This window comes from Hymenobacter mucosus (assembly GCF_900188255.1).
Lineage (GTDB): Bacteria > Bacteroidota > Bacteroidia > Cytophagales > Hymenobacteraceae > Hymenobacter > Hymenobacter mucosus.
Genome location: NZ_FZNS01000003.1, coordinates 642,328 through 665,028 on the forward strand (window position 1 = coordinate 642,328; position 22,701 = coordinate 665,028).

Sequence of the window (22,701 nt, forward strand, 5' to 3'; positions counted from 1 at the left end):
CGTCACCATCTCGCCTAATGAATTTCGACTTCTCCGTTTTCTCCAGTCCCCAAACCTGGGTGAGCCTGCTCACGCTGACCTTCATGGAAATTGTGTTGGGTATCGACAACATTATCTTCATTTCCATTGTGGTCAACCGGCTGCCGCAGGAGCAGCAGGCGCGTGGACGCAGCATTGGCTTGTTGCTGGCTTTATTGTGCCGCATTGGTTTGCTGCTGAGCATTTCCTGGATTGTGGGGCTGAAAGCTGCCTTATTTACGCTCAACCTGCCTTGGCTGGATGAACCCTTCGGCGTATCGGGTCGCGACTTGATCTTACTGGCGGGTGGATTGTTCCTAATCGGGAAAAGCACCACGGAAATTCACACCAAGCTACAAGGTGGCGAGGAGGAAGAGCACGCCAGCAAAGGCGGCGCTACCATGCAGAGCATCATCTTGCAGATTATCGTCATTGACATTGTGTTCAGCTTCGACTCCATTTTAACGGCCGTGGGCCTGGTGGATAACGTGCTGATTATGATTCTGGCCGTTATCCTGTCGATGGGCGTAATGCTGGCTTTCTCTGGGGTAGTGGCCGACTTTGTGAACCGCAACCCTACCATCAAGATGCTTGCGCTGTCCTTCCTGATTATGATTGGGGTGATGCTGGTGATGGAAGCCTTCCACAAGGAAATTGAGAAAGGCTACATCTACTTTGCCATGTTCTTCTCCCTCATTGTGGAAACGCTGAACATGCGCCTGCGCAAAAAGACGCCTCCTGTGCAGTTGCGCGAATCACAGTACGACTAACCTCAATCCTATCCGTCTTACAAGCACAAAGGCCCGTAGCTCCAGAGCTACGGGCCTTTGTGCTTGTAAAGCAAGAGAGCTGGCTACGCGGTGAGGGCCATTAGCAGCACAATAACACCTACTACCGAGGCTATAATGGCTAAGTTGATCCGCATGGCCGCCGTCAGGTTGCGAAGCTGGGCGGGCAAGGTGAGGAGGAGAAGTACGAACAGGAAGCCAAATAAGCTTTCGTACCCAAATTCTACCGATAAGGGAGTGCCATTGGGCAGCCGGGCTTCTCGCACAAACCGAAACAGCAGGGAGGTTTTCAACTGAAAATACTCCGTAGTAATGGGGAAGTGCTGGTTCGTGATAAAGGAGCCGCGGTCGGTATCTACATAGTTTAATAAGCGCCCATTAGTGGCACGGCTAGAGTGAATACTGGTAAACGTACCCGTGGCCGAGCGCACCAGCAGAAAGTAATCAACCATCACCACGAGCACCAGCCCCAGCAGTACTTGGCACCAGCGGCGGGCGGGGGCATTATATACTTCCAGGTCCATAGGACGAATGCGAAGCAGGCCGCTAGAACGCTGAACGGCAGCCGTATATCGGCGGCGAATAGCGGGGTCGCGCTGTGCGGGCGTGGTAGCCGCTTGGGGGTGCTGGCGCTGTGCCCGCAGCTGGGCATCGTAGGTGGCACGTTTCGTGGGCTGTCCTAGTACTTCATAGGCGGCGTTTATTAGCAGGTAACGCTGGTGGGCCTCCGGGTCAGAGGTGCGGTCGGGGTGGGTGAGAAATACCAGGCGGCGGTAAGCTTGGCGCAACTCAACCGATGTGGCTTGCTCCGGCACCTCAAGCAGTTGGTAGTACGTGCTCATGGTCCGGCGGGAGTAGTATAGTGAGCAATGGCCTCTGTACTGTCGTGGGCGCGCTGCACGGCCAGCTCTAAAATTCGACGGTTAAGCTCGGAGCGGTGGGCGCGGTAGAAGGTATACTCCTCCCGCGTGAACTGCCCGGTTATCAGGCCTACTATAGTGTAGCGCAGCTTAGTATTGCGGCCAAGTAGCTCCCCAATCAGGCGTTGCTGCTCAGTGCGGTGCGCAAGCAGAAATGGCACGTGATGGTCGCTTAGAAAGTCGGCTACGGCAGCTAGCACGTGCTCATGCTGGAGCTTAAGCACCGGGCGCAGGGTGCGGTGCAGAAAGTTTGCAGCGGTGGGCTCTGCCGATAAGGTAGCCTCCACGGTAGGGCGTAAGGCTAGGCGGGCAGTGGCATGAGGATCGTCGATGGGGGTAGCAGATGGCATACGGAGCAGGTAGGAAAGGCCCAGTGGGACGGACCAGCAAACACAATACAAGAAGAAGCCCACTAGATCAAGACCTAGTGGGCTTGGTACGGCCCAGTAGGCACTCTAGCACCAACAGCTAGGGCGCCGAGGGCTGCTTAGTGTTGTACCGCTACTTTCTTCGTAATGTTTCCTTGTGAGGTAGTTAGGCGCACAATGTACACACCGGCTGCTAGGTTGGCGGTGTTCAGCGTTACGCCCTCTTGTTGTAGGCGAGCGGCTGCTACCTGTTCGGTGTGCACAGTTTGGCCCAGCAACGTTACGACGCTGATCTGCACCGGCGCCGAACTGCTGATCTGCGTCCGCACCACTACTTGGTTGTTGGCTGGGTTAGGGTACACCTCCAGCAGTTCCCCGCTGAGTTGCTTTTGCGTGCTCAAAACCGCTGGCATATCGTAGGCTACTACCTGATCAGACACACTGGTACTCAGGCCTTGAGTGGCACTGACTCCCATACCGCGGCGGGCGAATACGCTCCAGATCAACGCGGAGTTGGCCCCCTGATTATTGAGGGTATCAGCTTTCAGAATAGCATTGCGGCCGTCGATGAAGCCAGGTGTGCACTTCTGCAGCTTCAAGCCATCCAGCACCAACTGCAGGCAGATGTTATTACCTCCGGTCGAGGCTTTCATATCTGCATTGTACCCGTACCGGCCAATTAAGGCCCAGTTCAAGTCCCAAAGCGTAGCCGCCCACACTTCTCCCACGTCGTGGGTTTCAGCGTATTGCCCCTCGCCCGTACCAAGGAAAGCATACGTATGGTTGTTAACGGCAAAGTTGGTTGTGTAGAGCTTGCGGCGGATGCCGGTGCCGGTGGGTGTTTGGAAGGCTACGTATGTGCCGATGCCGCGGGGCGTAGTGCCCACGTCGCCGGGCTTGGTAGTCATCCACAGGCCAAAGAAGTCGCTCCAGCCTTCTCCCATGGTCTCATAGCCGGTAGTGTTGGGCAGGCAGCCTGAGTTGGCCGCTCCCCCCGTGAGGCGGGTAGAAATACCGTGACCATATTCGTGGGTAATAATGCCGTTATCGAAGTCGCCGTCGCGGTAGTAAACTGTACTAGAAGCTGATAAGGACACGGTTTGGCCAGCGTCAAGGGCCGCCTTCAGCCGGTCGCCATCCGCTTTCGTGATGAAAATGGATGGAATGCGGAGCCCTACCGTATCGGCCGCTACAGTAGAGCCCATGTTCACGAGCGTGGTTGTATTGGGTATGCTGTCCATCATGACTACCATTTTGGCCCCGGCATTCTGGGCGTTCCTGATCTTCACAGCGAAGTTGCACTTGCCCCGCTGAATGAGGGCAATCTTACCACTGATGGCCGCCGCGTTTACCAGGGGCGCATTGCAGCCCCGAATAGGCTTGGCCGAGCCATCATCTACCGCCACTAGATTGCCCGTGATGGGGCCTACTGCTGATATCCGGCGGCCCAAAGAGCCTTCTAATGCAGTGAGTGGCCCGGCTAAGGAAGCAGGGGCCGTAATTTGAATGCTCTTGCTCTCCGCCGTCCACAGAAACATTTGCATGCGCGGGCGGCTGCCTTCTACCGGAGTAGAGAAGTTTGCATTGTTGAGGCGAACAGGTGAAGCCGAAGCGCCGTCCTGCGCTTCAGCCTGCACGGCATCGGCGCCGGCACCGCGGTTAGTATAGTTCTTCACCTGGAAGTTGCCGCTCACTTCATCGAAGCCCTTGTAGGCCATCACGTCGTGAATCATATTGTTCCAGTAGAACAAGTTGACTACGGCCAAATTCAGGTTACTTGTGGGAGCAGTCGTCAGCCCATTCGTAAAGGCGAAATCAAATTCCAGGTTGGCCCCCCCATCGGGGCTAATGCTGGTGCCGGTGGTGTACGCGTTGCGGTTTGGGCGGTCGTCGTAGGCATTCACATTGTTGCCGCTGGTGCGGGTGAACTCTGCCCCCGTTACTCCATCCGTATCGTGCCAGCCGTAGGGCGATACCAGTGGGTCGGCAGGGTTTACAACCACTTGGCGGGTGCCATGATCAGGGCTTTCTGCCGGCACGGCCCACACGTTGTAGCTGTTGGGCGCGTTTACTTTATTGGCCGTAGTGGCCGGAGTGGGGGCGCTGGCCGCAGCAAACTGTGCCGACTGGTGTAGGGGCACAAAGCGCAGGCTTTCCGAAACGGTGTAGTCCGTTTTGTCGAGCAGGGTGCCAGTGGCTGCGTCTACTCGCACGTTCCAGTAATGCTCACCGTCCAGCGGAGCCAGCGTAACGTCCCAAGCCAGGGGCATGGAGCCGTTGGCCAGGGGCTGGTACATAAGCTTCACCAGAATATTGTCGAGGGAAATGCCTGCCTCGTTGAACACAATACCCGTGGCAGCAGTACCAGCCTGCACCACTCGTAGGCTGCGCGGAGCCGGCATGCCCAAGGCGCGGGCAGCGGCAGCTACTGCCTGCTCGGCTGAAAGTGCTGGCGCCGTCGTGCGCGCAGCAGTAGCCACCGCTGGCACAAAGTTGCTAGACATACTCACTACCTTGCCCGCCGCTGTCAAATGCACGTCGGCTACGGCACCCGATACCTCTATGCCGGCGTGGCGCTGGCGCAAGTACAGGTGCGTAACGCCATTGTGCGCATCAGTATGCTGGCTGGTAACCACCGGATTGGTCACATCTTGCTCTCCCAGCCCATACGCCGCCCGACGGGCTTGCAATACTTGGATGGCCCGATTGAAGGGTGCTTGTTGGGCAGTTGCTATGGCTGGGATGACCAGGCTAGCAGCGAAAAGTAAGGCCCGGGCGGCGGGCTTAGAAGCGACTAGGTGCATCAAAGAGGCGCGGTAGAAGTAGTGAGTAAGCAGACCAGCAAAACAAAAGCCGCTCCAGCAGAGCGGCCTGTTTCAAATTTACTGAGGAGTTGGCGATTTTCTTGCCTGATTTTCAATAGCAAGGCAGATTTATTGTTGAGATGTAGCCCAGCCCGTTTTACTGATGAAATCCCAGAGCACTACCCCGGCTGCTACACTTACATTCAGGGAGTGCTTGGTTCCAAATTGTGGAATCTCCACGGCAGCATCACACAGCGCCAGCACCTCATCCTCTACGCCAAACACCTCATTGCCCATGACGAGGGCATACCGCCGCTGCGGGTCGGGCTGAAAGCCCGGTAGGGCGAGGCTGCTAGTCGTTTGCTCCACGGCAATGACCACGTACCCCGCCGCCTTGAGCTGGTGAATGGCCTCTACCGTAGTAGGCACGTACTCCCAGGTTACCGACTCGGTACTGCCCAGGGCAGTCTTGGTGATTTCGCGTTGGGGAGGACGGCCGGTGATGCCGCAGAGCCAGATTTTTTCGAGGGCAAACGCATCGGCGGTGCGAAAAGCGGCCCCCACGTTGTGCAGGCTCCGCACATTGTCGAGCACCAGGCAGAGGGGGAATTTTTGCGTATTTTTGAAGTCTGCCACCGTCAGCCGGTTCAGCTCTTCCATAGAGAGTTTGCGCATCCTGCAAAGGTAGGAACGCGTCTGCATGCTGCGGCTGTTGGGCTCAATACTGAATGGGGGGAAACGCCGCGCGAAGCTCCAGCTTCGGGCCCGGCAGCCAGTAGTGCTGCTGCGCCTGCACCCCGCATTCCACGTTACGCGCCGCTGGAGCGACGCGCTACTTTTCTTGCTAGTGAAAACGAAAGTCGCTGATCCTACGAAAAAGCCCATCCGCACGCACGGCTCTCTCGGTCCCGCCCCCGTGATTGATACGCCGCTGATGAAGCAGTACTACCAACTCAAGCAGGCCCACCCTGGTGCCGTGCTCCTGTTTCGGGTGGGCGACTTCTACGAAACCTTTGGCGAGGATGCCGTCACGGCTTCCCGCATCCTCGATATTACGCTCACCAAACGCGGGGCCGGCACCGCCGCCGAAACGCCGCTAGCGGGCTTTCCGCATCACGCCCTCGATACCTACCTGCCCAAGCTGGTGCGAGCGGGGCAGCGCGTGGCCATCTGCGACCAGCTGGAAGACCCCAAGCAAGCCAAGGGGCTAGTAAAGCGCGGTATCACGGAGCTGGTCACGCCCGGCGTGAGCCTGCACGACAACGTGCTGGAGCGCAAGAGCAACAACTACCTCTGCGCCGTGCATTTTGGCAAGCAGGACGCGGGCATTAGCTTCCTTGATATCAGCACGGGCGAGTTTTTGGTGGCTCAGGGTACCCTGGAGTACCTCGGCAAGCTGCTCCAAAATTTTCAGCCGGCCGAAGTGCTGTTCTGTAAGAAAAGCCGCCGGGAGTTTGAGGAGCAATTCGGGCCCGACTACTGCCACTTCGCCCTGGATGAATGGGTGTTCGGGTTCGACTACTGCCACGATACGCTGACGCGCCACTTCAATACTACCTCTCTCAAAGGCTATGGCATTGATGGCCTCCGGGAGGGTATCACGGCGGCTGGCTGCATTCTGCATTACCTCGCCGAAACCAAGCATACTGATGTGGGTCACATTGGCAGCATCGGGCGGCTTGAGGAAGATAAGTACGTGTGGCTCGACCGGTTCACGGTGCGCAACTTGGAGTTGGTGCATGCTCAGCACCCCGGCGGCGTGCCCCTTATCGACATCCTCGACCAAACCGTGACGCCCATGGGCGCCCGCCTGTTGCGTAAGTGGGTAGTGCTACCACTGAAGGAGCCCGCTCAAATTCAGCGCCGCCTAGATACCGTGGAGGCCCTGCTCCACGATACAGAGCTACTGGGTAATCTGCTTCAGAATCTGCGTCAGATCAATGACTTGGAGCGCTTGATTTCCAAGGTAGCGGTGCGCCGCATCAACCCCCGCGAGCTGCTTCAGCTGGCGCGGGCTTTAGAAGCTATTGCCCCCATGCGCGAGCAACTGGCCAGTTCTGGTGTGCGGGCCCTGCAAAAGCTAGCCGACCAGCTCAACCCCTGCGCCGCGCTCCGAGACGAGATTGTGGCTAAAATCAAGACCGATGCGCCGTTGCTTACAAACCAGGGCGGGGTGCTGAATGATGGCGTGGATAAAGAGCTGGACGAGCTACGTAGTATGGCCTTCTCGGGCAAAGACTACCTGTTTCAGATGCAGCAGCGGGCCATTCAGGAAACGGGTATCAGCTCCCTGAAGGTGGCCTACAATAAGGTGTTCGGCTACTACCTTGAAGTGACCAATGCGCATAAGGACAAGGTGCCTACTACCTGGATTCGGAAGCAAACCTTGGTGAATGCCGAGCGCTACATTACGGAGGAGCTGAAAACCTACGAGGAGAAGATTCTGCACGCAGAGGAGCGCCTGTTTGTCATCGAGCAGAATATTTACAACGACTTGGTGCTGTTTGCCGCCGAGTACGTTGCCCAGATTCAGCAGAATGCCCGTGCCATTGGCGTAACAGACTGCCTCGCTTCTTTTGCTGCCACGGCCCGCCAACACCGCTATGTGAAGCCCATCGTGAATGATGGCACCTTGCTTGACATCACGGCCGGGCGCCATCCAGTTATTGAGCGTCAGCTACCGCCTGGTGAAGCCTACATCCCCAACGACATCCGCCTCGATCAGGAAGATCAGCAGATAGTAGTTATTACGGGACCTAACATGGCCGGCAAATCTGCCTTGCTGCGCCAAACAGCCCTGATTGTACTATTAGCCCAAATAGGGTCCTTTGTACCAGCCGACGCGGCTACCATTGGTGTTATCGACAAGATATTCACCCGCGTAGGGGCTTCTGATAACCTAAGTAAGGGCGAAAGCACCTTTATGGTGGAGATGACCGAGACGGCCAGCATCCTCAACAACCTCTCCGACCGGAGCCTGGTACTGATGGATGAAATTGGGCGCGGCACCAGCACCTACGATGGTATTAGTATTGCCTGGGCCATTGTGGAGCACCTGCACAACTCGCCCAAGGCCCGCGCCAAAACGCTGTTTGCTACCCATTATCACGAGCTGAACCAGCTAGCGGAAGACTGCCACCGCGTACGCAACTACAACGTGGCCGTAAAGGAAGCCGATGGCCGCATTCTATTTCTGCGTAAGCTGCAAGAGGGTGGCTCCGAGCACTCCTTTGGCATTCACGTAGCCCGCATGGCTGGTATGCCTACCTCGGTGGTATTGCGGGCCAATGAAATCATGCACCACTTGGAGCAGGAGCGCACCAGCGCTAGCCTCGATACGGAAGCTCCCACCGAGTTCGACGAAGTGCTGGCTGGCCTCGACGTAAAGCCGAGCGGGCCGGGAGTTACCACAGACCACTTTGCGCGCGGACCTAAGGCCCAGCCTGCGGCTGCCATGCACTCGGCCCCGCGCCCTAGCCTGCAGCTAAGCATGTTCGAGCCTGCCGACCCCGCTCTGGAACGGCTCCGCGAACTACTCGACAAGCTAGATGTAAACACGCTCACCCCAATCGAGGCGTTGCTAAAGCTGAACGAGCTAAAGCTAGCGGCCAGTAGCAAGTAGCATCGTATGCCCCGCCTTTCAGCAGCTACGGAGTGATTTTTACCAGTCCTAGCTACCAAAAGGCGGGGTTGTTATGAGCGCAGAAGAGCTTGCAACTAGTAGGAGACTGTACCAAACTCCTTTTTTGATGAAAATTTTTCTCCCTGAAAATCAGTCAAAAAGGGCATGGTAGGAAAGTAAAAGCAGTTTTTTTTAGGGACAGCTCTTGACACTGAGGATTCTTGTAGTACCTTTGTCACATCAAAACGCCACTACGGCGCCAAGATCGAAAGCGAGAGTAGCTCAGTTGGTAGAGCGCGACCTTGCCAAGGTCGAGGTCGCGAGTTCGAACCTCGTCTCCCGCTCCATAAAGACCCTGCCACATGGTAGGGTCTTTTGGTTTATATAGCTGGCTCATTGGTCGCAGGTGAATCAGTTGCCACAGCTAGGCACTGAGTTCTTGTAGCCATTAAGCTATTTGGCACCAAACGGAGGTGCTTCTAAGATAAATGCTGGTCTTAGGATGTGCCGTTTGGAGAATTTACAGTTACTTTGCCCACCTGTTGGGCGCGGTAGACTAGCTACCGCAGGAAGTAGACAGATATGCTGCCAGAGTGGTGTAATGGTAGCCACGAGGGACTTAAAATCCCTTGTCTTCACGGACGTACGGGTTCGAGTCCCGTCTCTGGTACTAGGGGCTTCTACAGGTTGTAGAAGCCCTTTTTGTTGGGTTGGAGATGAGAGGCCCAGTAGTTTGCGCCTGACGTTCGTACTAGAACCACGCGCTTTTGCCTCGCGAAATAGAAACCGTGTACTGTCGGCACAAAATCCATCGTTTGGCTACCTTTAGCCTTCTTCCTTGATTCTGCGCGTATGATGCCGCTTTCTTCCTCTACCCCAACCACCCCTCCCAACTACCAGCAGAAGATTAAGCAGGTTTTTGCCGAAGTAGGCAAGGTTGTCGTGGGCCAGCAGTACATGGTAGGGCGGCTCCTCATTGGGCTGTTTACCGGTGGGCATATCCTGCTAGAAGGTGTGCCAGGCCTAGCCAAGACACTAACTATCAGTACCTTGTCTAAGGTGTTGCACTTGCACTTCCAACGGGTGCAGTTCACGCCGGACCTACTGCCTTCCGACCTAGTAGGCACTATGGTGTACAACCAGAACCAGTCGGAATTCGAGGTAAAGAAGGGGCCGATATTCGCCAACCTAGTGCTGGCCGATGAAGTGAACCGCTCCCCGGCTAAGGTGCAAAGCGCGCTGCTGGAAGCCATGCAGGAAAAACAGGTGACCATTGGGGAAACCACGTACCCGCTCGATCTGCCCTTTCTGGTGTTGGCCACCCAAAACCCCGTGGAGCAGGAGGGAACCTACCCCCTTCCAGAAGCCCAGGTAGACCGCTTTATGATGAAGGTTTTTGTGGACTACCTCAAGAAAACCGACGAGCTAGAAGTGATGCGCCGCATGGCCAACATGAGCTACGTGGGAGAGGTAAGCCCGATTTTGACGAAGGAAGACGTGTTTGGTATCCGCCAGGAAATTAATCAAGTGCAGATTTCGGAGACCCTAGAGAAGTACATAATTGAGCTGGTATTTGCCACCCGCCGCCCCGCCGACTACGACTTGCCGGAGTTTCAGCAGTACGTGCAGTTTGGAGTGAGCCCTCGCGCTAGCATTGCGCTGCACCGCGCCGCCAAAGCTGTAGCCTACTTGGATGAGCGCGACTACGTGTTGCCCGAGGATATCAAGGATGTAGCGGGCGACGTGCTCAACCACCGCATTCTGCTCACGTACGAAGCCGAAGCCGACGGTATTCGCACCCAGGACCTGATTGAAGCTATTTTGCGCAAAGTGCCGATTAGCTAAGCTAGGTAGTTCCTACCAAGGTGGCTCGGTTAGGCCATAAGGGGCCAGGGGCAAAGTGGCACATTTCCATTCTCACGATTCGTCTTCTCTGCTTGTCTCGACTTACCAAAACCCTTCGCGGCTTAGGAAGCCTAGTGCGCAACCCCTGGCTATTAAACCATGTGTTGGCGGCAGACACAGCTGCGTGGCAGCGTCGGGCGTTGCGGCATGCTTCCCAACGAGGAGTGACCCCCGATGGATTGCCGGTAGTGGCTTTGGCTCCGTTGCTACCAGCTCATGGAGAAACGGTACACCCTTTCGCGTTTCGGGACGGCGGCTCACTGCCAACGGACCTTGCATTGTTGCGAGGCCTGGCGCGCCAAATTCCCCAGTGCCGTTATTTTGAGATTGGAACGTGGCGCGGCGAAAGTGCAGCTAACGTAGCTGCCGTGGCAGCTTCCGTGCACACCCTAAATTTATCGGCAGCCGAAATACGGGCACTGGGCCTACCCGACCGATACGTGGAACTGCATGGATTCTTCTCCAAGCCCTTATCCAACGTAACGCACTTGCACGGGAACTCCGCTACGTTCGACTTTGCTACGTTGGGGCACTTCAACCTAATTTTTATCGATGGCGACCATGCGTACGACGCCGTGCGTACGGATACGCGCCGCGTTTTTGAGCACTTGGTGGGCCCGGATACGGTAGTGGTATGGCACGACGCTAATCGGCAGCCTGGCCAGCCCCGTTGGGAAGTCTTAGCCGGCATTGTAGACGGGCTGCCCGCAACGGCACGCGGCCAGTTGGTACAGGTTGAAAATACACTGTGTGCTCTTTACTCGCCCAAGCTCCTGCAAACGAAACAGCCTATGCCACTCGCGGACCCAACCCCGCATTTTGCTGTAACGGTACAAGCGGTATAGTGCGGAGGCTATGACTTCTGCCGCCGAAGCAGGCTCAAACCGTAGGATACATCAGCAGGGGTGGGTAGGAACGCCCAGGGCGTAGCGCCCGTAGCGCGCCAGAAATGATAAAGTAAAAAGACTGTGGAAGCGGCGTAGGAGGCGGTGCTGGCCAAAGCTGCCCCCCGGATACCTAGCCGCGGAACCAAGAGCCAGCAGGCCATGATGGTCACTCCCATTCCCACTATAGAAGCCGCATTGTTGATTCGGTAGCGGGCCAGCCCGGCGAAGTAGCTACTGCAAAGAATTTGGATTGCTATGCATACGACGCCCGGAGCTAGTAGCCCGATAACGGGCCGTGCGGGGCCAAACTCGGGCCCGAAGATGGCCGTAAGCACGCCGACTGGCAGCAAGGCTAGTACGGCCATAGCGGCCGTGGTAGCTAGTAGCGTAAGTCGGGCAACGCGCAGCCCCTCACCCGCTAACGCAGCCGGGTCTGGCGCATGCACCAGATCAACGTACTGTACCAGCGCAGTACTACGCGGAATCAGCCAGATAGCTTCCGTCAAGGCTACTCCCACCGACAGAATGCCCACAGAGCGAGCATCGGCATAATGCGCTACGAAGTAGTAGCCCAGGCGGTAGTTGGCAAAGGCCAGAATATTGGAAAGGTGAGCCCCGCGGCTGTGGCGTACTAGTTCGCGGGTAGTTGCTCGTAGGCGGCGGCCGTGGCGTAGGCGCCGGTCGGGAAGATGCAGCAGTGCCCGGATGCTCAGCAGTAGAGGCAAGCCGTACGCAACGTAGGCAGCGTAGTAGTACACCGGTATTTCGCGCCAGCCCAGACCGCCAAAGCAACCCCATAAACCCACCGCTAGCAAAGCGACCTGCGCAGCGGCAAGCATGTTGTAAATGCCCTCGCGACGGCGACCTAGGAGCAAGGAGGAATTGATAGAGAAAAAAGCCTGTAGTAAAGACAAGGTCAACAGGTGTCCCAGGTAAGCACCTGGTGCATTACGTAGTAGCGCTACTGCCCCCGTACCTATCAGGCACACCAGCGTGGCCCATCCGTAGGCGGGTAGTAGCAAATGCCAAACATTACGGCGGGGCACCAAGTAAATCAAGGAAGAGCCCCCAACCAGCCCAATGAAAAGCAGCAAGACCGCGCAGTCGGTCACGAACAGACTTACGGCTCCGCGGCCAGCGGCTCCCAAATAGCGCGCCGTAAGCCACACCACTACAAAGCTTAGCAGGGCTGTAGCCAGGCGGGTAGCAACGTTGTGAAGGATTCGGCGGATCATGAATTGGCGCAGAGTAGGCCGTTAGAATGCAGTTGGACCAGTACGGCTTGGTACACCGGGTAGTACCGCTGCATAAAGGGCCGCAAATTGTGCACTGACATTGGGGTAGGAGCAGCGCGCCTCAGCATCGGCGCGTAGCACGGCGGGGTGGTAAGTGCATGAGCCATCAAGAACAGCCATCAGCGCCGCGCCGAAGGCTACTTCATCATCTGGCCGGACCAGCAACCCGAAAGTGTTGGGCGGCTGAAACAACTCGGGTACTCCACCGGTGGCCGGCCCTACCACCACACATCCGGTAGCACGGGCTTCCAAGAACACGCATCCGAATGTTTCGGCCCGGCTGAAGCTGACCAGGGCGGCGGCCTGCTGCATTTCGCGGGCTACTTCGTCGTGAGCAAGCTTCCCTAGGAACGTGACGATGCCATTCTCCAGCAAGCCCAACTGTGCGGCCAACTGTTGTAAGACTGCTTCATCAGGACCGTAGCCCGCAATTCGTAGGCGCATATGAGGGTAGCAGGAGTGCAGCTGCGCTACCACGCGTAGGACCCCAGAGATATTTTTTACTGCATCGTGAAATGCAGCCACCACCAAGAGCTGCCCTGCTGTGCGTGGCCGTTCCGTGGGACGAAATACAGCGGTGTCTACTACGTTGGCAATGACGGCTGTGTGCGGATGCACGAAGCCAAGGCGGGCCATAGCATCGCGTAGGCTAGCTGATACGGTGTGCAGGCCCACTGCATGGCGCACCACCCTACCCGTAAGCAGGCGGCGTATTCGCCCAATGTTACTGGCCCGCTCGGGTAGGTAAAGCGTCCAGTGTTCTGTGATGAGGTAAGGTAGGCCTCGAGTAAGCCGCAGCCACCACGCAAACAGCCCTGTGCGCAACAATACGTGCACATGCACGAGTTGCGGGTGCCCACCCCAATAGCGAACCAACTGCCGGTAGCCCCGCCCCAGGCACCAGAAGTACAGCCCTAGCTTTAGCAGTTTGTCTAGCGGAGCAAGGCCCGTAATGCGGGCCCGATAGTAGTAGCGCAGAGTAGGAGTAGAACCCGTGAGAGCAGCTTCGCAGTCAATAAGCGACGGAAGCGGGCCGCGGGCTACGGTGGCAAAGAGCACAGCAGCCGTAGTGTGCGGTGCAATAGCGGCCACGTGGCGGGCCACAAAGTCACCATCCTGATTATCGTAGCGGTTGGGGTACCACTTGGGCAAATGCAGGACGCGGAGCTTCATTAACTGCAAGCTAGACGTTTTAGGCGGGTGTCCTAGTAAGGTTGAAGTAGAAAAGCCTGCCCCGGCTTCCCGGAACAGGCTTTCCCTTAAGCAAGCAAATACGATGCAGCAGTAATTACTTGGCTACGACAAAGCGAACCGACTGGGTTGTTTCGTTCGTCGTTACGGTGGCTACATATACCCCAGCCTTGAGGTTGGCAGGCAACGCAATCTGCTGCTGACCAGCCGAGAGCTTGCCGTTTGCCAAGACCGTGGCTACCTGACGACCCGTTACGTCCAGTATACGTACCGAAGCCTGACCTCCGCGCTTCAACTCAAACGATATCGAAGCGGAGCCAGCCGTGGGGTTCGGGAACACTGCCAGTTGCTGCAACTGATCGGAAGAGCTCTTGGCCGCTAGCGTCTGACCAGGGCGGTTGTAGCACGTGATCTGAGGATTGAAGTTGGTCCAGCCAGCCACCCAGTTATTGGTGCCAAAAGCACCACGGAAGGTGCCGGTCTTTTCAAAGAAAGCATCCGCCAACTTCGCATCTGAGAAACCTGCGCCCGTGTTCAAGGGAGAAGCAGTGGGCAGGGTGAAGTCCGATACGATATCGGAGGCAGGGCTGTAGTTACCAGCGTTCAGGCCAAGCTCGCCAGCCGTTGTGAACAAGGTATTGGCCGCATTATTCCAAATACCAGCTACGTCGAAGGTGGTTACCCCAGCCGCTTCAAAATTGCGGGTCGTCATGTTAGCCATCACGTTGTTTTTCAACACAAGGCTACCACTAGTGGCGTTAGCTTGAGTAGGGGCACCGTCCAGAGTCAAGCCCGTAGGCCAGCCTGTTAGTACTGAGTTGAAGATAGAAATGGCCGTGTTACGACGCAGGTGCATGGCCCGGGTGAAATTGGCCGCTGCCCCAATGGGCGTGCGCAGCAAAGCCGTCACGTTCGAGAAAACAGGAGCCGTCTGGGGTAAGTTGGAAGAACCACCCGCATCGTTGTCCGACTCGAAAGCAGTGGAGCCTGATACGTCGCCGGTGTTTGGCTCACGTACAATGAGGCCGTACTGCACCTTACCCTGGTAGCCGTTATCGGTGTCAAAGTCATCATCCGTAGCAGCCACAGCCACCAAGTGCTTGGCATTCACAGTACCACCAAACCATTCGAAGGAATCGTCGCCGGAGCCGTATACCTGCACATAATCAATCTGCGTGCCCGCACCTACACCGGCCAGCGTCAGTCCGTTGATTTCGGAGTTAGGCTGAAATGCAATACCAGGGAATTCAATGCGCACATACTTCAGGATGCCTGAATTGTCGTTTGGATCGGTGCCGCCATACGCAGAGCCCACACCACCTTCCACAACGGGGTTGCCGGTGAGGTTTACGGGTGCGCGGCCGCAGATAATAACTCCACCCCAGTCGCCGCGTGCCCGTGAGCCAGCTGGTTCGTTAGACGTAAATACAATGGGCTGGCTGGCAGTGCCTTCAGCAATGAGGCGAGCCCCTTGCTCCACAATCAGCGTGCCTTTACCAGTTTTATCTCCTTTAATAATAGTGCCGGGCTGAATCGTAAGCGTAGCTCCTGCCCGCACATAGATAAAGCGCGATAACAGATAGACGTTGTTGCTAGTCCAAGTCGTGTTCTGCGTAATGTCAGTTGACACTGTTGTAGCTGTCGGGGCAGCAGGGCAGACCGTTTGCGCTACCACCTGAGAGGTAGGCGCCACTGCGGCTACAGCACAAGCCAGTAAAGCAGGGAGTAGAATCTTTTTCATGCGTCTATAGGGTGTTTGTGAGGAAGGCAGTTTGAACGAGGCAAAGGTCCAAAAGCATAACGCCCATCCGTAAGGATGGGCGTTATGCTTTCGTTGTGCTAGTGTTACCGTATTGTTTAGAAATTGTAGGTCAGGCCAAGCGTAGAGTAAGTACCGCGGCGGTACTCTCCAAAGGCGCCCCGCTCGTTGCTGCCGATTTTACCGTTTCGGTTAAAATCGTAGTACTGACGTACTTTCTGGTTCAGGATGTCCTGAATACCTGCCTTAATTTGCAGGTGCTGGCCAATGCCCTTGGTTACGGCCAGGTCAACTACGTGGCGGGGCATTTCGATTACCGAGTAGTTGAACTGACGGTCGCCCACAAACTGGATGCGCTGGCCTACTACGTTGTATTGGGCCGATACCTGCCAGTGCGCTTCGTCGTCCTGATAGAATAGACCCGTGTTCACAACGTACGGCGACTGGCCTTGCAGCGCACGGTCGGAGAGAGCGAAGTTGTTGTTAACTGCATTGTCAGCTAGGGTTACGCGGCTCTTGATGAGTGAAGCATTCAGAACCAGCGAGAAGCGCTGCAACACTGGGTTATCCGTTAGCTCCATCAACGACTTGCGAGCTTCCACCTCTATGCCTACATCGTACGCGTTATCGGCATTCTGATAGGTTAAGTACATCTGCTCCGTTGAAACTGACTGGGTAGTTTGCTCAATGGCGTCGCGGAAGTACTTGTAGAACACGCCTACCGACAGCATTTCTGAGCGCGTGGGGTAGAACTCGTAGCGCAGGTCGGCGTTGTAGATGGTAGCCGTCTTCAGGTTTTGGTTACCGGTGATAATTGCGTTGATGGTATAATCGAAGTACGGATAGTTGGCAATCTCGCGAAACTCGGGGCGGTTCACGGTTACGCTACTACCAAAGCGCAGTAAGGAGCGCTGGTTGAAGTTGAAAGTAGCATTCAAAGAAGGCATTGGGATAACCCGACGCTCCAAGTAGGCAGTATCCTGTGGGTCGCCATTTTTCAGGTACTTCCGGTTGTACTCCACCCGAACACCACCCGATAGGCTGAACCGATCCGAGATAGGGGCTACACCACCTACATAACCAGCTACCAGAGTATTTTCAGCCGAGTAACGGTCTTTCGGAGAGGTGCCTTCGTCCAGTACGAAGCCTGTTTTAGGGTCTAGGTTTTCGGGAGCAAAGATTTGGTCGATGGGCAAGGTGAGCAGGCGGTTTGCACGCTCAGGGTCTTGGTAGAACGAGCTGCCGTTGCCGATTACGTAAGAGAAGTAGCGGTTCTGGAAGTTACGTTCCTTTTGTTCCGTGTAAAAACCGGCCCGCAGCTTAAACTCGTTTGCCTTAGTTGTGTCGCGGCCGGCAAACCGACGTTCCCACTGGCCGCTAGCCATATAAGTGTTTTCTTTCAGATCAGAAAAGAAGCGGCTAGCGTCGTAGGGGTTGCCATCTGGAGGAACTACTACCAGGAAGGGGCGCGGCGTTTCGCCAGGTTGGGGCGTAATGCGTTGGCTACGGTAGCGGCTATAGTCCGGCTCGTCGCGGAATACATAGTTGTAACCAGCGGCCCAAGTGATGTTCGTGCGTAGGTCTGCTCCTACCTCGTGAGAGCCTTGTAACTGGCCCGAGTAGATGGTGCGGCTCTGGTAGTGCAGGGCGTAGTCGTCGCGGTCAAAGCCCTGGTCTAAGGTCTGGCCGGTGCGGTGCGTTACTTCGTCAGTGCCAAACTGGTTCAGGAAGTTGCGCAGCTCAATGCGGTTACGGTCGTTGAGACGCACCTGCCAGTTGTGAACAATGCCCAAGCGAGTACCCGTGATAGCACGCTCATCATTATATAGGTACTGCTGGCGTGGCAAGCCCGTAGAAGGATCTTCCTCAATGAGGTAGCGGCTGCGGGTGATATTGTTCTGCTCGTGCGTATTGGAGTAGGAAACAGAGGTGACGTTGCTGACCGCCGCCTTGCCTACATCAAACTTGCGGCTTAGGCCGAAGGACAAACGCAAGTCAGGGCGTGCATTGATACGCAAGGGAAGCCACGCATTACGGAAAGCTGGCTGGTCCGTCGCAGTCATTTGCTCCGTCAGATTAGACGGCAACTGGCGGTTGCCATTGTCGAAGCCTAGCCAGTCGGAGCTACGGCCAGGACTTACTTGGTAGTTGTTCTGAAAAGTAGTGCTGCTCCGCGCCCACCCCGACACGCTAATGCTCGTCGCATTTTCAAGCACTGAGTTTCTGGTGTATACTTTCACGACTCCACCACCCATTTCGCCGGGCAGTTCTGGCGAGCCAGACTTAAAGATCAGAATGCGGTCAATTACCGAGCTGGGTAATATGTCAAACGAAAAGGAACGAGTATCTACTTCGGCCGAAGGCGTCAAGGCATCGTTCAGCATCACTGTGTTGTACCGCTCGGCTAGCCCCCGAATAACAATGAAGTTATTGCTCTGCACCGTTACCCCCGGAATACGCTTTACTACTTCGGCAGCATCGCGGTCCAGGGTCTTCACTATCTGGTCGTTGCTCATGCCACTTACTACCACTTCAGACTTCTTCAAGTCCTGAATCATAGTTACCTCCGTCCCAGTTTGCTTCTGACCGGTTACGACTACTTCTTTCAGTGCTTGGGCGCTTTCTTCTAATACTCCGTTGAGTACCGTCTTCTCGTCGGCTTTGATAACGATGCCGGTGAAGGTGAGTGGCTTCAGCCCGATAGATTGGATGGTGATGCCGTAGGTACCAGGAGTAAGTTGCAGCAGGTAAGTGCCATCAATATTCACTGGCGCTGCTTGCGTGGTACCCGTCACTAGCACAGTGGCTCCGATGGCTCCCTCGCCAGATTTCTTTTCCGTGACTTTGCCAGTCAGCGTACCTTGCTGGGCTAAGAGTAAGTGACTCAGCGTCAGGAAAAACAACAGTAAAAATGAACGCCGCATACCGGGTTGGTTTATGGTTTCGCAAAGCTAGACCGAGCCTATTATGCTAATATTGCCCCATCATTATGCTTATGTTACGGCCTAGCTAACCAACTCACCGTCTGCTAGAAACCGCTACTTTTGCGCCCACTTTCCCAAAATCTGCTATGCTTCAGTCCATGACCGGCTACGGAATTGCTCACCGCGATACCGACCGCTACACCGCCACCGTTGAAATAAAGTCGCTCAATTCCAAGACGCTGGATTTGAGCCTGCGCTTGCCTCGCTTCCTGCAGGATCGAGAGCTAGAAATCCGCAACTTGGTTACTAAGAGCCTGGTTCGCGGTAAAGTCAATCTGAACTTTGACTTCGCGCGCCCGCGCGCGACGGGCGCGCAGGGTTCTATAGTGAACAAAGATGCGGTAGCGCTGGCCTTCCGTGAGCTACAGGAACTTACGCATACCACTGGTGCCACTTTAGAGCAGCTAACTGCCATTGCACATGCCCTACCCGGTTCTCTCCGCATTCCGGCCGATGCCACGGCGGCTACCGAAGAAGAAGAGAATATTCCTTGGGAAGAGTTGGCTCCTTTATTACAGGAGGCATTGCAAGGGGTTAATCAGTTTCGACGCGACGAAGGACAAGCGTTAACCAACGAGATAGTCGGTTACATCGACCGTATCCGGATTTTTCTTGCGGATGTTGAGCGGCACGACCCTACACGTATTGAGCAAGTAAGACAGCGCCTGCAAGGACATCTGGCTGACTTAACCAGTAATGAGCACTTTAACCCTACTCGGTTCGAACAGGAAGTGCTGTACTACATTGAGAAGCTTGACATCGCCGAGGAAAAAGTGCGGTTGGTCAACCACTTGCACTACTTCACCGAAACGGTATACCTACCCGAACCCACCGGAAAGAAACTTGCCTTTATTTCGCAGGAAATAGGCCGGGAAATAAATACGATTGGCTCAAAAGCTAACGATTCAACCATTCAACACTTAGTGGTAGGGATGAAAGAAGAGCTTGAGAAAATCAAGGAACAAATCAACAATATTCTTTAAGTCCAGTATATAGGTAGTAGAGCCAAAAGCGCTGTAAATTGAACTTTACGAATAACATCTTGGATAGGGTATTTTTAATCCCATATTGAGAATTTTAGAAATTGCACTGAAAATGTCATTTTAATTTTATCGTAGTGAAACCGCTTATATGCATTGCTACGTATGATTTAGTAGCTTATTGGCGCTTTCTCATTTTGAGTTAGGTGTTATTTTTGGGTAAACAACTTGCGTCTTCGGTATTTGTGCGTAAATTGTGTTATCCAAACAGCACACCTCTCGGTTGCTTAGTTACTGACTCCTTCTGATTTTCACTCTTTTTTCAGCTACGACTATGAAAAAAGTACTACTCGTTGCCCCCGTTTTCTGCCTGATGCTTTTGCTGATGGCTGCTCGTCCCTTCGCGGAAGTAGAGCTGATCAAGAAGCGCGTTCTTAGCGAGCGTGTAGAAATCCTTATCCCTAAGGGGTTTGAGGTGATGAGCGAGCAGCAGATGGACTTCAATTACGCCAAAGCACAAAGCCGTCCTAGCGTTATTTATACCAACAGCAAAGAAGCTAGTATTGCTTTTTCATACACAGATAACACGGCCGATCAGGACATGATCGACATGTATGCCGATAATTTCTACAAGACCTACACCAAGCAGTTCAAAGAGGCGAAGTGGTTCAACCACGGTGTAAAAGAAGTGAACGGCCGTAAAATTGGTTATCTAGAACTCATGAAGCCTGAGCTCGGCCATGAAGTATATAACCTCGTGTTTTTCACGGATGTAGAAGGTAAATTGCTCATGTGCAACTTCACTTGCGCTGACCGTCAGAAGCCTGAATGGGAGAACGTAGCAAAGCAAATCATGAGCTCGTTCAAGACAAACGGTTAGGGCTACTTCGCTAGCTAAAACACAACAAACCCAGAATAATACGAATTGAATCGTATTATTCTGGGTTTGTTGTGTTTTAGCTAGTTGAAAAGTCTGCTTAGCATTAGTGCAGTGAGTAGCTACTAATACACTAAAACATATCAGAGGTGCAAAAGGAACTCGCTTAGTAAGGCAAACACCTGTTGAAAGGCTGTGAGCGGCAACGCGTCAGCTTGGTCTTGCACATCGTGGTAGGCGGTAGGTCCTCCCCTCGTATATAGAAAGAAGGAGGGGACTCCATGTTCTGAAAAGAAGTAGTGGTCAGAGTTGGCTGCGCGGCCGCGAGCTACCAAACTAGGCAGGTAATGTCCGGCTGAGTTCAACTGAGTGAGCAACTGAAACTGAGGCTCGAATATCTTGCCGTTGACTACCGTTGCTCCCTGGCTGCCCGTACCTACCAAATCCAGATTCACCAGAAAGTGAATGCGCTCCAAGGGGAACAATGGGTGCTCTACAAAGTAGCGTGACCCAACCAGCCCAGCTTCTTCGGCTCCGAAACCAATAAACACCAAGGAGTAATCCGGCCGGTTTTGAGGTTGGGAGAAGTGTCTAGCTAGCTCCAGCAACATAGCTACCCCGCTGGCATTATCATTTGCTCCCGGAAAATAAGTGCTGCGGCCGAGCCTACCTAAGTGGTCGTAATGGGCTGTGACTACCAGAAACGAATCGGGTTGGGTGCGACCAGGTAGGTACCCAATGACGTTTTGCGTTGGGTAGGCTGGTTGAAATACAGCATCTAGATGGACTATGACAGTTCGAGCCTTCGCAGGCCACTTGCTAGCTAGTACCTGTAAATGGGGTTGAGGGTCTTGTTTGCTGGCTAAGGAAGCTGTGAGCTTACTCGGCAGTAAGGTAACCCGGGCAGCTGCCGTCAGAACATGTGCCTGCAGGGCCACTGGTAGTTGGCTCAGTCGCGCTGCGTCGTGCTGCCGTAGCACTAGTACCCGGCGGCATAAATCCGTTGCTAAGAAAGCGGAGTGGCGCTCGGGGTGAGAAAACAAGAGAGTATCAAAGGCGAGAATGTTGCCCTTGACATGACCCGTACCCGAACTTGGATCCGCAATAAAATCGATACCTGGCGTAAGCCGTTGGCTACCGACCTGTAAACTGGCACGGCCGGGGAAGGTATTAATAGGAAGCGGAAAGGCTTGGGTATAATTAGTAGATAGTGGCTGAAGACCGGAAGCTGAAAACTGAGCCCGCAGGTAATCAGCGGCAATATGGTCGCCTTGGTGTACGTAGCCGCGCCCATGAAAGGCCGGCGAACTTAGTCTCTGTATAGTCTGGCGGACGCGAACCATATCCTGCGCCGCTGCTGCAGTAGCAAGTGCCAGCACTGCTCCCGCGGTACCAACGCTCGTTACAACTCGTTGGTAGCGGCGGCCGCAGGATAGAAGAGCCATTGGGAAAAGAATGTTACTACTGCCACCACCGACGCAGCAGCCACATACCAGCTAGGCCAGCTACTACTCCTAGTGAATCGCTAAGAAGATCAGACCACTCACCATGACGGCCTAGGTCCATTGTCATCTGTAAAAACTCAATCAGAGCGCCGAAGGCTATGTTGGTGAGCAGCACGAAGCTATAGGCCCAACGGCGTAATGCTGGCCACTGAAGCTGGCGCCGCAGCGAGAAGACGCTCAGCGCGGCCAATACAACAAAGACGGCCGCGTGAGCAGCAGTATCAAATGCCAGCAGCTCCCAGTGGGGCGTTTCTGGCATTTCATCCGACGGAGTGAGGGTTAGCACTAATACCAGCGCCGCCCACCCCAGCGGTAGAACCATGAAAGGTCGGCGGGAGGTAGGCGGCGCGGTAATGAACATAGCCGGAAAGCTTAGGCGCCTACTAGTTCGCCGTACGCTTCGGCGGTAAGCAGCGTTTCTACTTCTGCTGGGTTGGCTATCGAAATCTTGATCATCCAGCCATCACCGTAAGGATCAGAGTTCACTAGCTCAGGGCTACCATCCAGCTTGTCGTTGATTTCCAGAACTGTGCCGCTGATGGGGCTGAACAAGTCGGATACCGTTTTTACGGCCTCTACTGTTCCGAATACTTCATTCTCAGCTACTTCCTTATCAAGCGTGTCGATGTCTACGTACACAATGTCACCGAGCTCTCTCTGAGCGTGGTCAGTGATGCCAACGTAGGCAACGTCACCTTCTACACGAATCCATTCGTGTTCTTTCGTGTATTTCAGGTCAGCGGGCAAGTTCATGGGGTGCGAGTTTGGAGAAGTTGGGGTGAGTTGCGCTCTGGCGCG

The 22,701-nt window shown here is 55.0% G+C and carries 17 protein-coding genes and 2 tRNA genes; 8 read left to right on the forward strand and 11 right to left on the reverse strand.

Features of this window, described 5'->3' with window-relative positions:
- Positions 1-17: 17 nt before the first annotated feature.
- Entirely contained in the window at positions 18-788 is a 771-nt protein-coding gene (locus CHB83_RS09955; protein WP_089332521.1) for a TerC family protein, read from the forward strand.
- An 83-nt stretch (positions 789-871) separates the two neighbouring features.
- Here the strand turns inward: CHB83_RS09955 and CHB83_RS09960 are convergent, their stop codons facing one another.
- The 4 genes from CHB83_RS09960 to CHB83_RS09975 all read right to left on the reverse strand — a co-directional run bounded on the left by CHB83_RS09960 (position 872) and on the right by CHB83_RS09975 (position 5,573).
- A complete protein-coding gene (locus CHB83_RS09960) occupies positions 872-1,648 on the reverse strand; it encodes a J domain-containing protein (protein WP_052694908.1) in 777 nt (258 codons plus the stop codon).
- Positions 1,645-2,076 carry a hypothetical protein gene (locus tag CHB83_RS09965; RefSeq protein WP_089332522.1) on the reverse strand — a complete coding sequence of 144 codons (432 nt, stop codon included), beginning with the start codon at positions 2,074-2,076 and terminating at the stop codon, positions 1,645-1,647. Before CHB83_RS09965 ends, CHB83_RS09960 begins: the two co-directional genes overlap by 4 nt.
- 137 nt (positions 2,077-2,213) lie before the next feature.
- The gene (locus CHB83_RS09970) at positions 2,214-4,898 is read right to left on the reverse strand and encodes a T9SS-dependent M36 family metallopeptidase (RefSeq protein ID WP_089332523.1); all 2,685 of its coding nucleotides are present in this window, start codon (positions 4,896-4,898) and stop codon (positions 2,214-2,216) included.
- A gap of 129 nt (positions 4,899-5,027) precedes the next feature.
- On the reverse strand, positions 5,028-5,573 hold the full coding sequence (locus CHB83_RS09975) for an RNA methyltransferase (protein ID WP_045687060.1): 546 nt from the start codon (positions 5,571-5,573) through the stop codon (positions 5,028-5,030).
- A 259-nt stretch (positions 5,574-5,832) separates the two neighbouring features.
- On the opposite strand from CHB83_RS09975, the gene mutS reads away from it, so the two are divergent.
- From mutS to CHB83_RS10000, 5 genes are all read left to right on the forward strand, one after another.
- The gene (gene mutS / locus CHB83_RS09980) at positions 5,833-8,520 is read left to right on the forward strand and encodes a DNA mismatch repair protein MutS (protein WP_089332553.1); all 2,688 of its coding nucleotides are present in this window, start codon (positions 5,833-5,835) and stop codon (positions 8,518-8,520) included.
- Positions 8,521-8,791: 271 nt separating this feature from the next.
- A tRNA-Gly gene (locus CHB83_RS09985) sits at positions 8,792-8,867 on the forward strand.
- Positions 8,868-9,107: 240 nt separating this feature from the next.
- A tRNA-Leu gene (locus CHB83_RS09990) sits at positions 9,108-9,190 on the forward strand.
- Between the two features lie 185 nt (positions 9,191-9,375).
- A complete protein-coding gene (locus CHB83_RS09995) occupies positions 9,376-10,365 on the forward strand; it encodes an AAA family ATPase (RefSeq protein ID WP_045687073.1) in 990 nt (329 codons plus the stop codon).
- Positions 10,366-10,457: 92 nt separating this feature from the next.
- Positions 10,458-11,270: a class I SAM-dependent methyltransferase gene (locus tag CHB83_RS10000; protein ID WP_161806927.1), complete on the forward strand. Its 813-nt coding sequence runs from the start codon at positions 10,458-10,460 to the stop codon at positions 11,268-11,270.
- An 8-nt stretch (positions 11,271-11,278) separates the two neighbouring features.
- Here the strand turns inward: CHB83_RS10000 and CHB83_RS10005 are convergent, their stop codons facing one another.
- The 4 genes from CHB83_RS10005 to CHB83_RS10020 form a co-directional block, all read right to left on the reverse strand.
- Entirely contained in the window at positions 11,279-12,547 is a 1,269-nt protein-coding gene (locus CHB83_RS10005) for a lipopolysaccharide biosynthesis protein (RefSeq protein ID WP_089332525.1), read from the reverse strand.
- Positions 12,548-12,568: 21 nt separating this feature from the next.
- Positions 12,569-13,780 carry a glycosyltransferase gene (locus CHB83_RS10010; RefSeq protein ID WP_089332526.1) on the reverse strand — a complete coding sequence of 404 codons (1,212 nt, stop codon included), beginning with the start codon at positions 13,778-13,780 and terminating at the stop codon, positions 12,569-12,571.
- Between the two features lie 115 nt (positions 13,781-13,895).
- Positions 13,896-15,539, reverse strand: a complete 1,644-nt coding sequence (locus CHB83_RS10015) for a T9SS type A sorting domain-containing protein (protein WP_089332527.1) — start codon at positions 15,537-15,539, stop codon at positions 13,896-13,898.
- A gap of 116 nt (positions 15,540-15,655) precedes the next feature.
- The gene (locus CHB83_RS10020) at positions 15,656-18,481 is read right to left on the reverse strand and encodes a TonB-dependent receptor (protein WP_089332528.1); all 2,826 of its coding nucleotides are present in this window, start codon (positions 18,479-18,481) and stop codon (positions 15,656-15,658) included.
- 146 nt (positions 18,482-18,627) lie between these two features.
- Between CHB83_RS10020 and CHB83_RS10025 the strand changes: the two genes are divergently transcribed.
- Both CHB83_RS10025 and CHB83_RS10030 read left to right on the forward strand, forming a co-directional pair.
- Positions 18,628-19,524, forward strand: coding sequence for a YicC/YloC family endoribonuclease (locus CHB83_RS10025; RefSeq protein ID WP_089332529.1), 897 nt, complete (start codon positions 18,628-18,630; stop codon positions 19,522-19,524).
- A gap of 331 nt (positions 19,525-19,855) precedes the next feature.
- Entirely contained in the window at positions 19,856-20,401 is a 546-nt protein-coding gene (locus CHB83_RS10030) for a hypothetical protein (protein WP_045687066.1), read from the forward strand.
- A gap of 140 nt (positions 20,402-20,541) precedes the next feature.
- Here the strand turns inward: CHB83_RS10030 and CHB83_RS10035 are convergent, their stop codons facing one another.
- The 3 genes from CHB83_RS10035 to gcvH are packed head-to-tail and all read right to left on the reverse strand — an operon-like array spanning position 20,542 to position 22,656.
- Entirely contained in the window at positions 20,542-21,843 is a 1,302-nt protein-coding gene (locus CHB83_RS10035) for a M28 family metallopeptidase (protein ID WP_089332530.1), read from the reverse strand.
- Between the two features lie 16 nt (positions 21,844-21,859).
- Positions 21,860-22,264, reverse strand: coding sequence for a VanZ family protein (locus tag CHB83_RS10040; RefSeq protein WP_052695299.1), 405 nt, complete (start codon positions 22,262-22,264; stop codon positions 21,860-21,862).
- An 11-nt stretch (positions 22,265-22,275) separates the two neighbouring features.
- Positions 22,276-22,656, reverse strand: a complete 381-nt coding sequence (gcvH, locus tag CHB83_RS10045) for a glycine cleavage system protein GcvH (protein ID WP_045689032.1) — start codon at positions 22,654-22,656, stop codon at positions 22,276-22,278.
- Positions 22,657-22,701: the final 45 nt, after the last annotated feature.

Bases quoted from the DNA above. Each gene is read 5' to 3' on its own strand.
- CHB83_RS09955 (WP_089332521.1), top strand. From the start codon at position 18: ATGAATTTCGACTTCTCCGTTTTCTCCAGTCCCCAAACCTGGGTGAGC.
- CHB83_RS09960 (WP_052694908.1), bottom strand. From the start codon at position 1,648: ATGAGCACGTACTACCAACTGCTTGAGGTGCCGGAGCAAGCCACATCG.
- CHB83_RS09965 (WP_089332522.1), bottom strand. From the start codon at position 2,076: ATGCCATCTGCTACCCCCATCGACGATCCTCATGCCACTGCCCGCCTA.
- CHB83_RS09970 (WP_089332523.1), bottom strand. From the start codon at position 4,898: ATGCACCTAGTCGCTTCTAAGCCCGCCGCCCGGGCCTTACTTTTCGCT.
- CHB83_RS09975 (WP_045687060.1), bottom strand. From the start codon at position 5,573: ATGCGCAAACTCTCTATGGAAGAGCTGAACCGGCTGACGGTGGCAGAC.
- mutS (WP_089332553.1), top strand. From the start codon at position 5,833: ATGAAGCAGTACTACCAACTCAAGCAGGCCCACCCTGGTGCCGTGCTC.
- CHB83_RS09995 (WP_045687073.1), top strand. From the start codon at position 9,376: ATGCCGCTTTCTTCCTCTACCCCAACCACCCCTCCCAACTACCAGCAG.
- CHB83_RS10005 (WP_089332525.1), bottom strand. From the start codon at position 12,547: ATGATCCGCCGAATCCTTCACAACGTTGCTACCCGCCTGGCTACAGCC.
- CHB83_RS10010 (WP_089332526.1), bottom strand. From the start codon at position 13,780: ATGAAGCTCCGCGTCCTGCATTTGCCCAAGTGGTACCCCAACCGCTAC.
- CHB83_RS10015 (WP_089332527.1), bottom strand. From the start codon at position 15,539: ATGAAAAAGATTCTACTCCCTGCTTTACTGGCTTGTGCTGTAGCCGCA.
- CHB83_RS10020 (WP_089332528.1), bottom strand. From the start codon at position 18,481: ATGCGGCGTTCATTTTTACTGTTGTTTTTCCTGACGCTGAGTCACTTA.
- CHB83_RS10025 (WP_089332529.1), top strand. From the start codon at position 18,628: ATGCTTCAGTCCATGACCGGCTACGGAATTGCTCACCGCGATACCGAC.
- CHB83_RS10030 (WP_045687066.1), top strand. From the start codon at position 19,856: ATGAAAAAAGTACTACTCGTTGCCCCCGTTTTCTGCCTGATGCTTTTG.
- CHB83_RS10035 (WP_089332530.1), bottom strand. From the start codon at position 21,843: ATGGCTCTTCTATCCTGCGGCCGCCGCTACCAACGAGTTGTAACGAGC.
- CHB83_RS10040 (WP_052695299.1), bottom strand. From the start codon at position 22,264: ATGTTCATTACCGCGCCGCCTACCTCCCGCCGACCTTTCATGGTTCTA.
- gcvH (WP_045689032.1), bottom strand. From the start codon at position 22,656: ATGAACTTGCCCGCTGACCTGAAATACACGAAAGAACACGAATGGATT.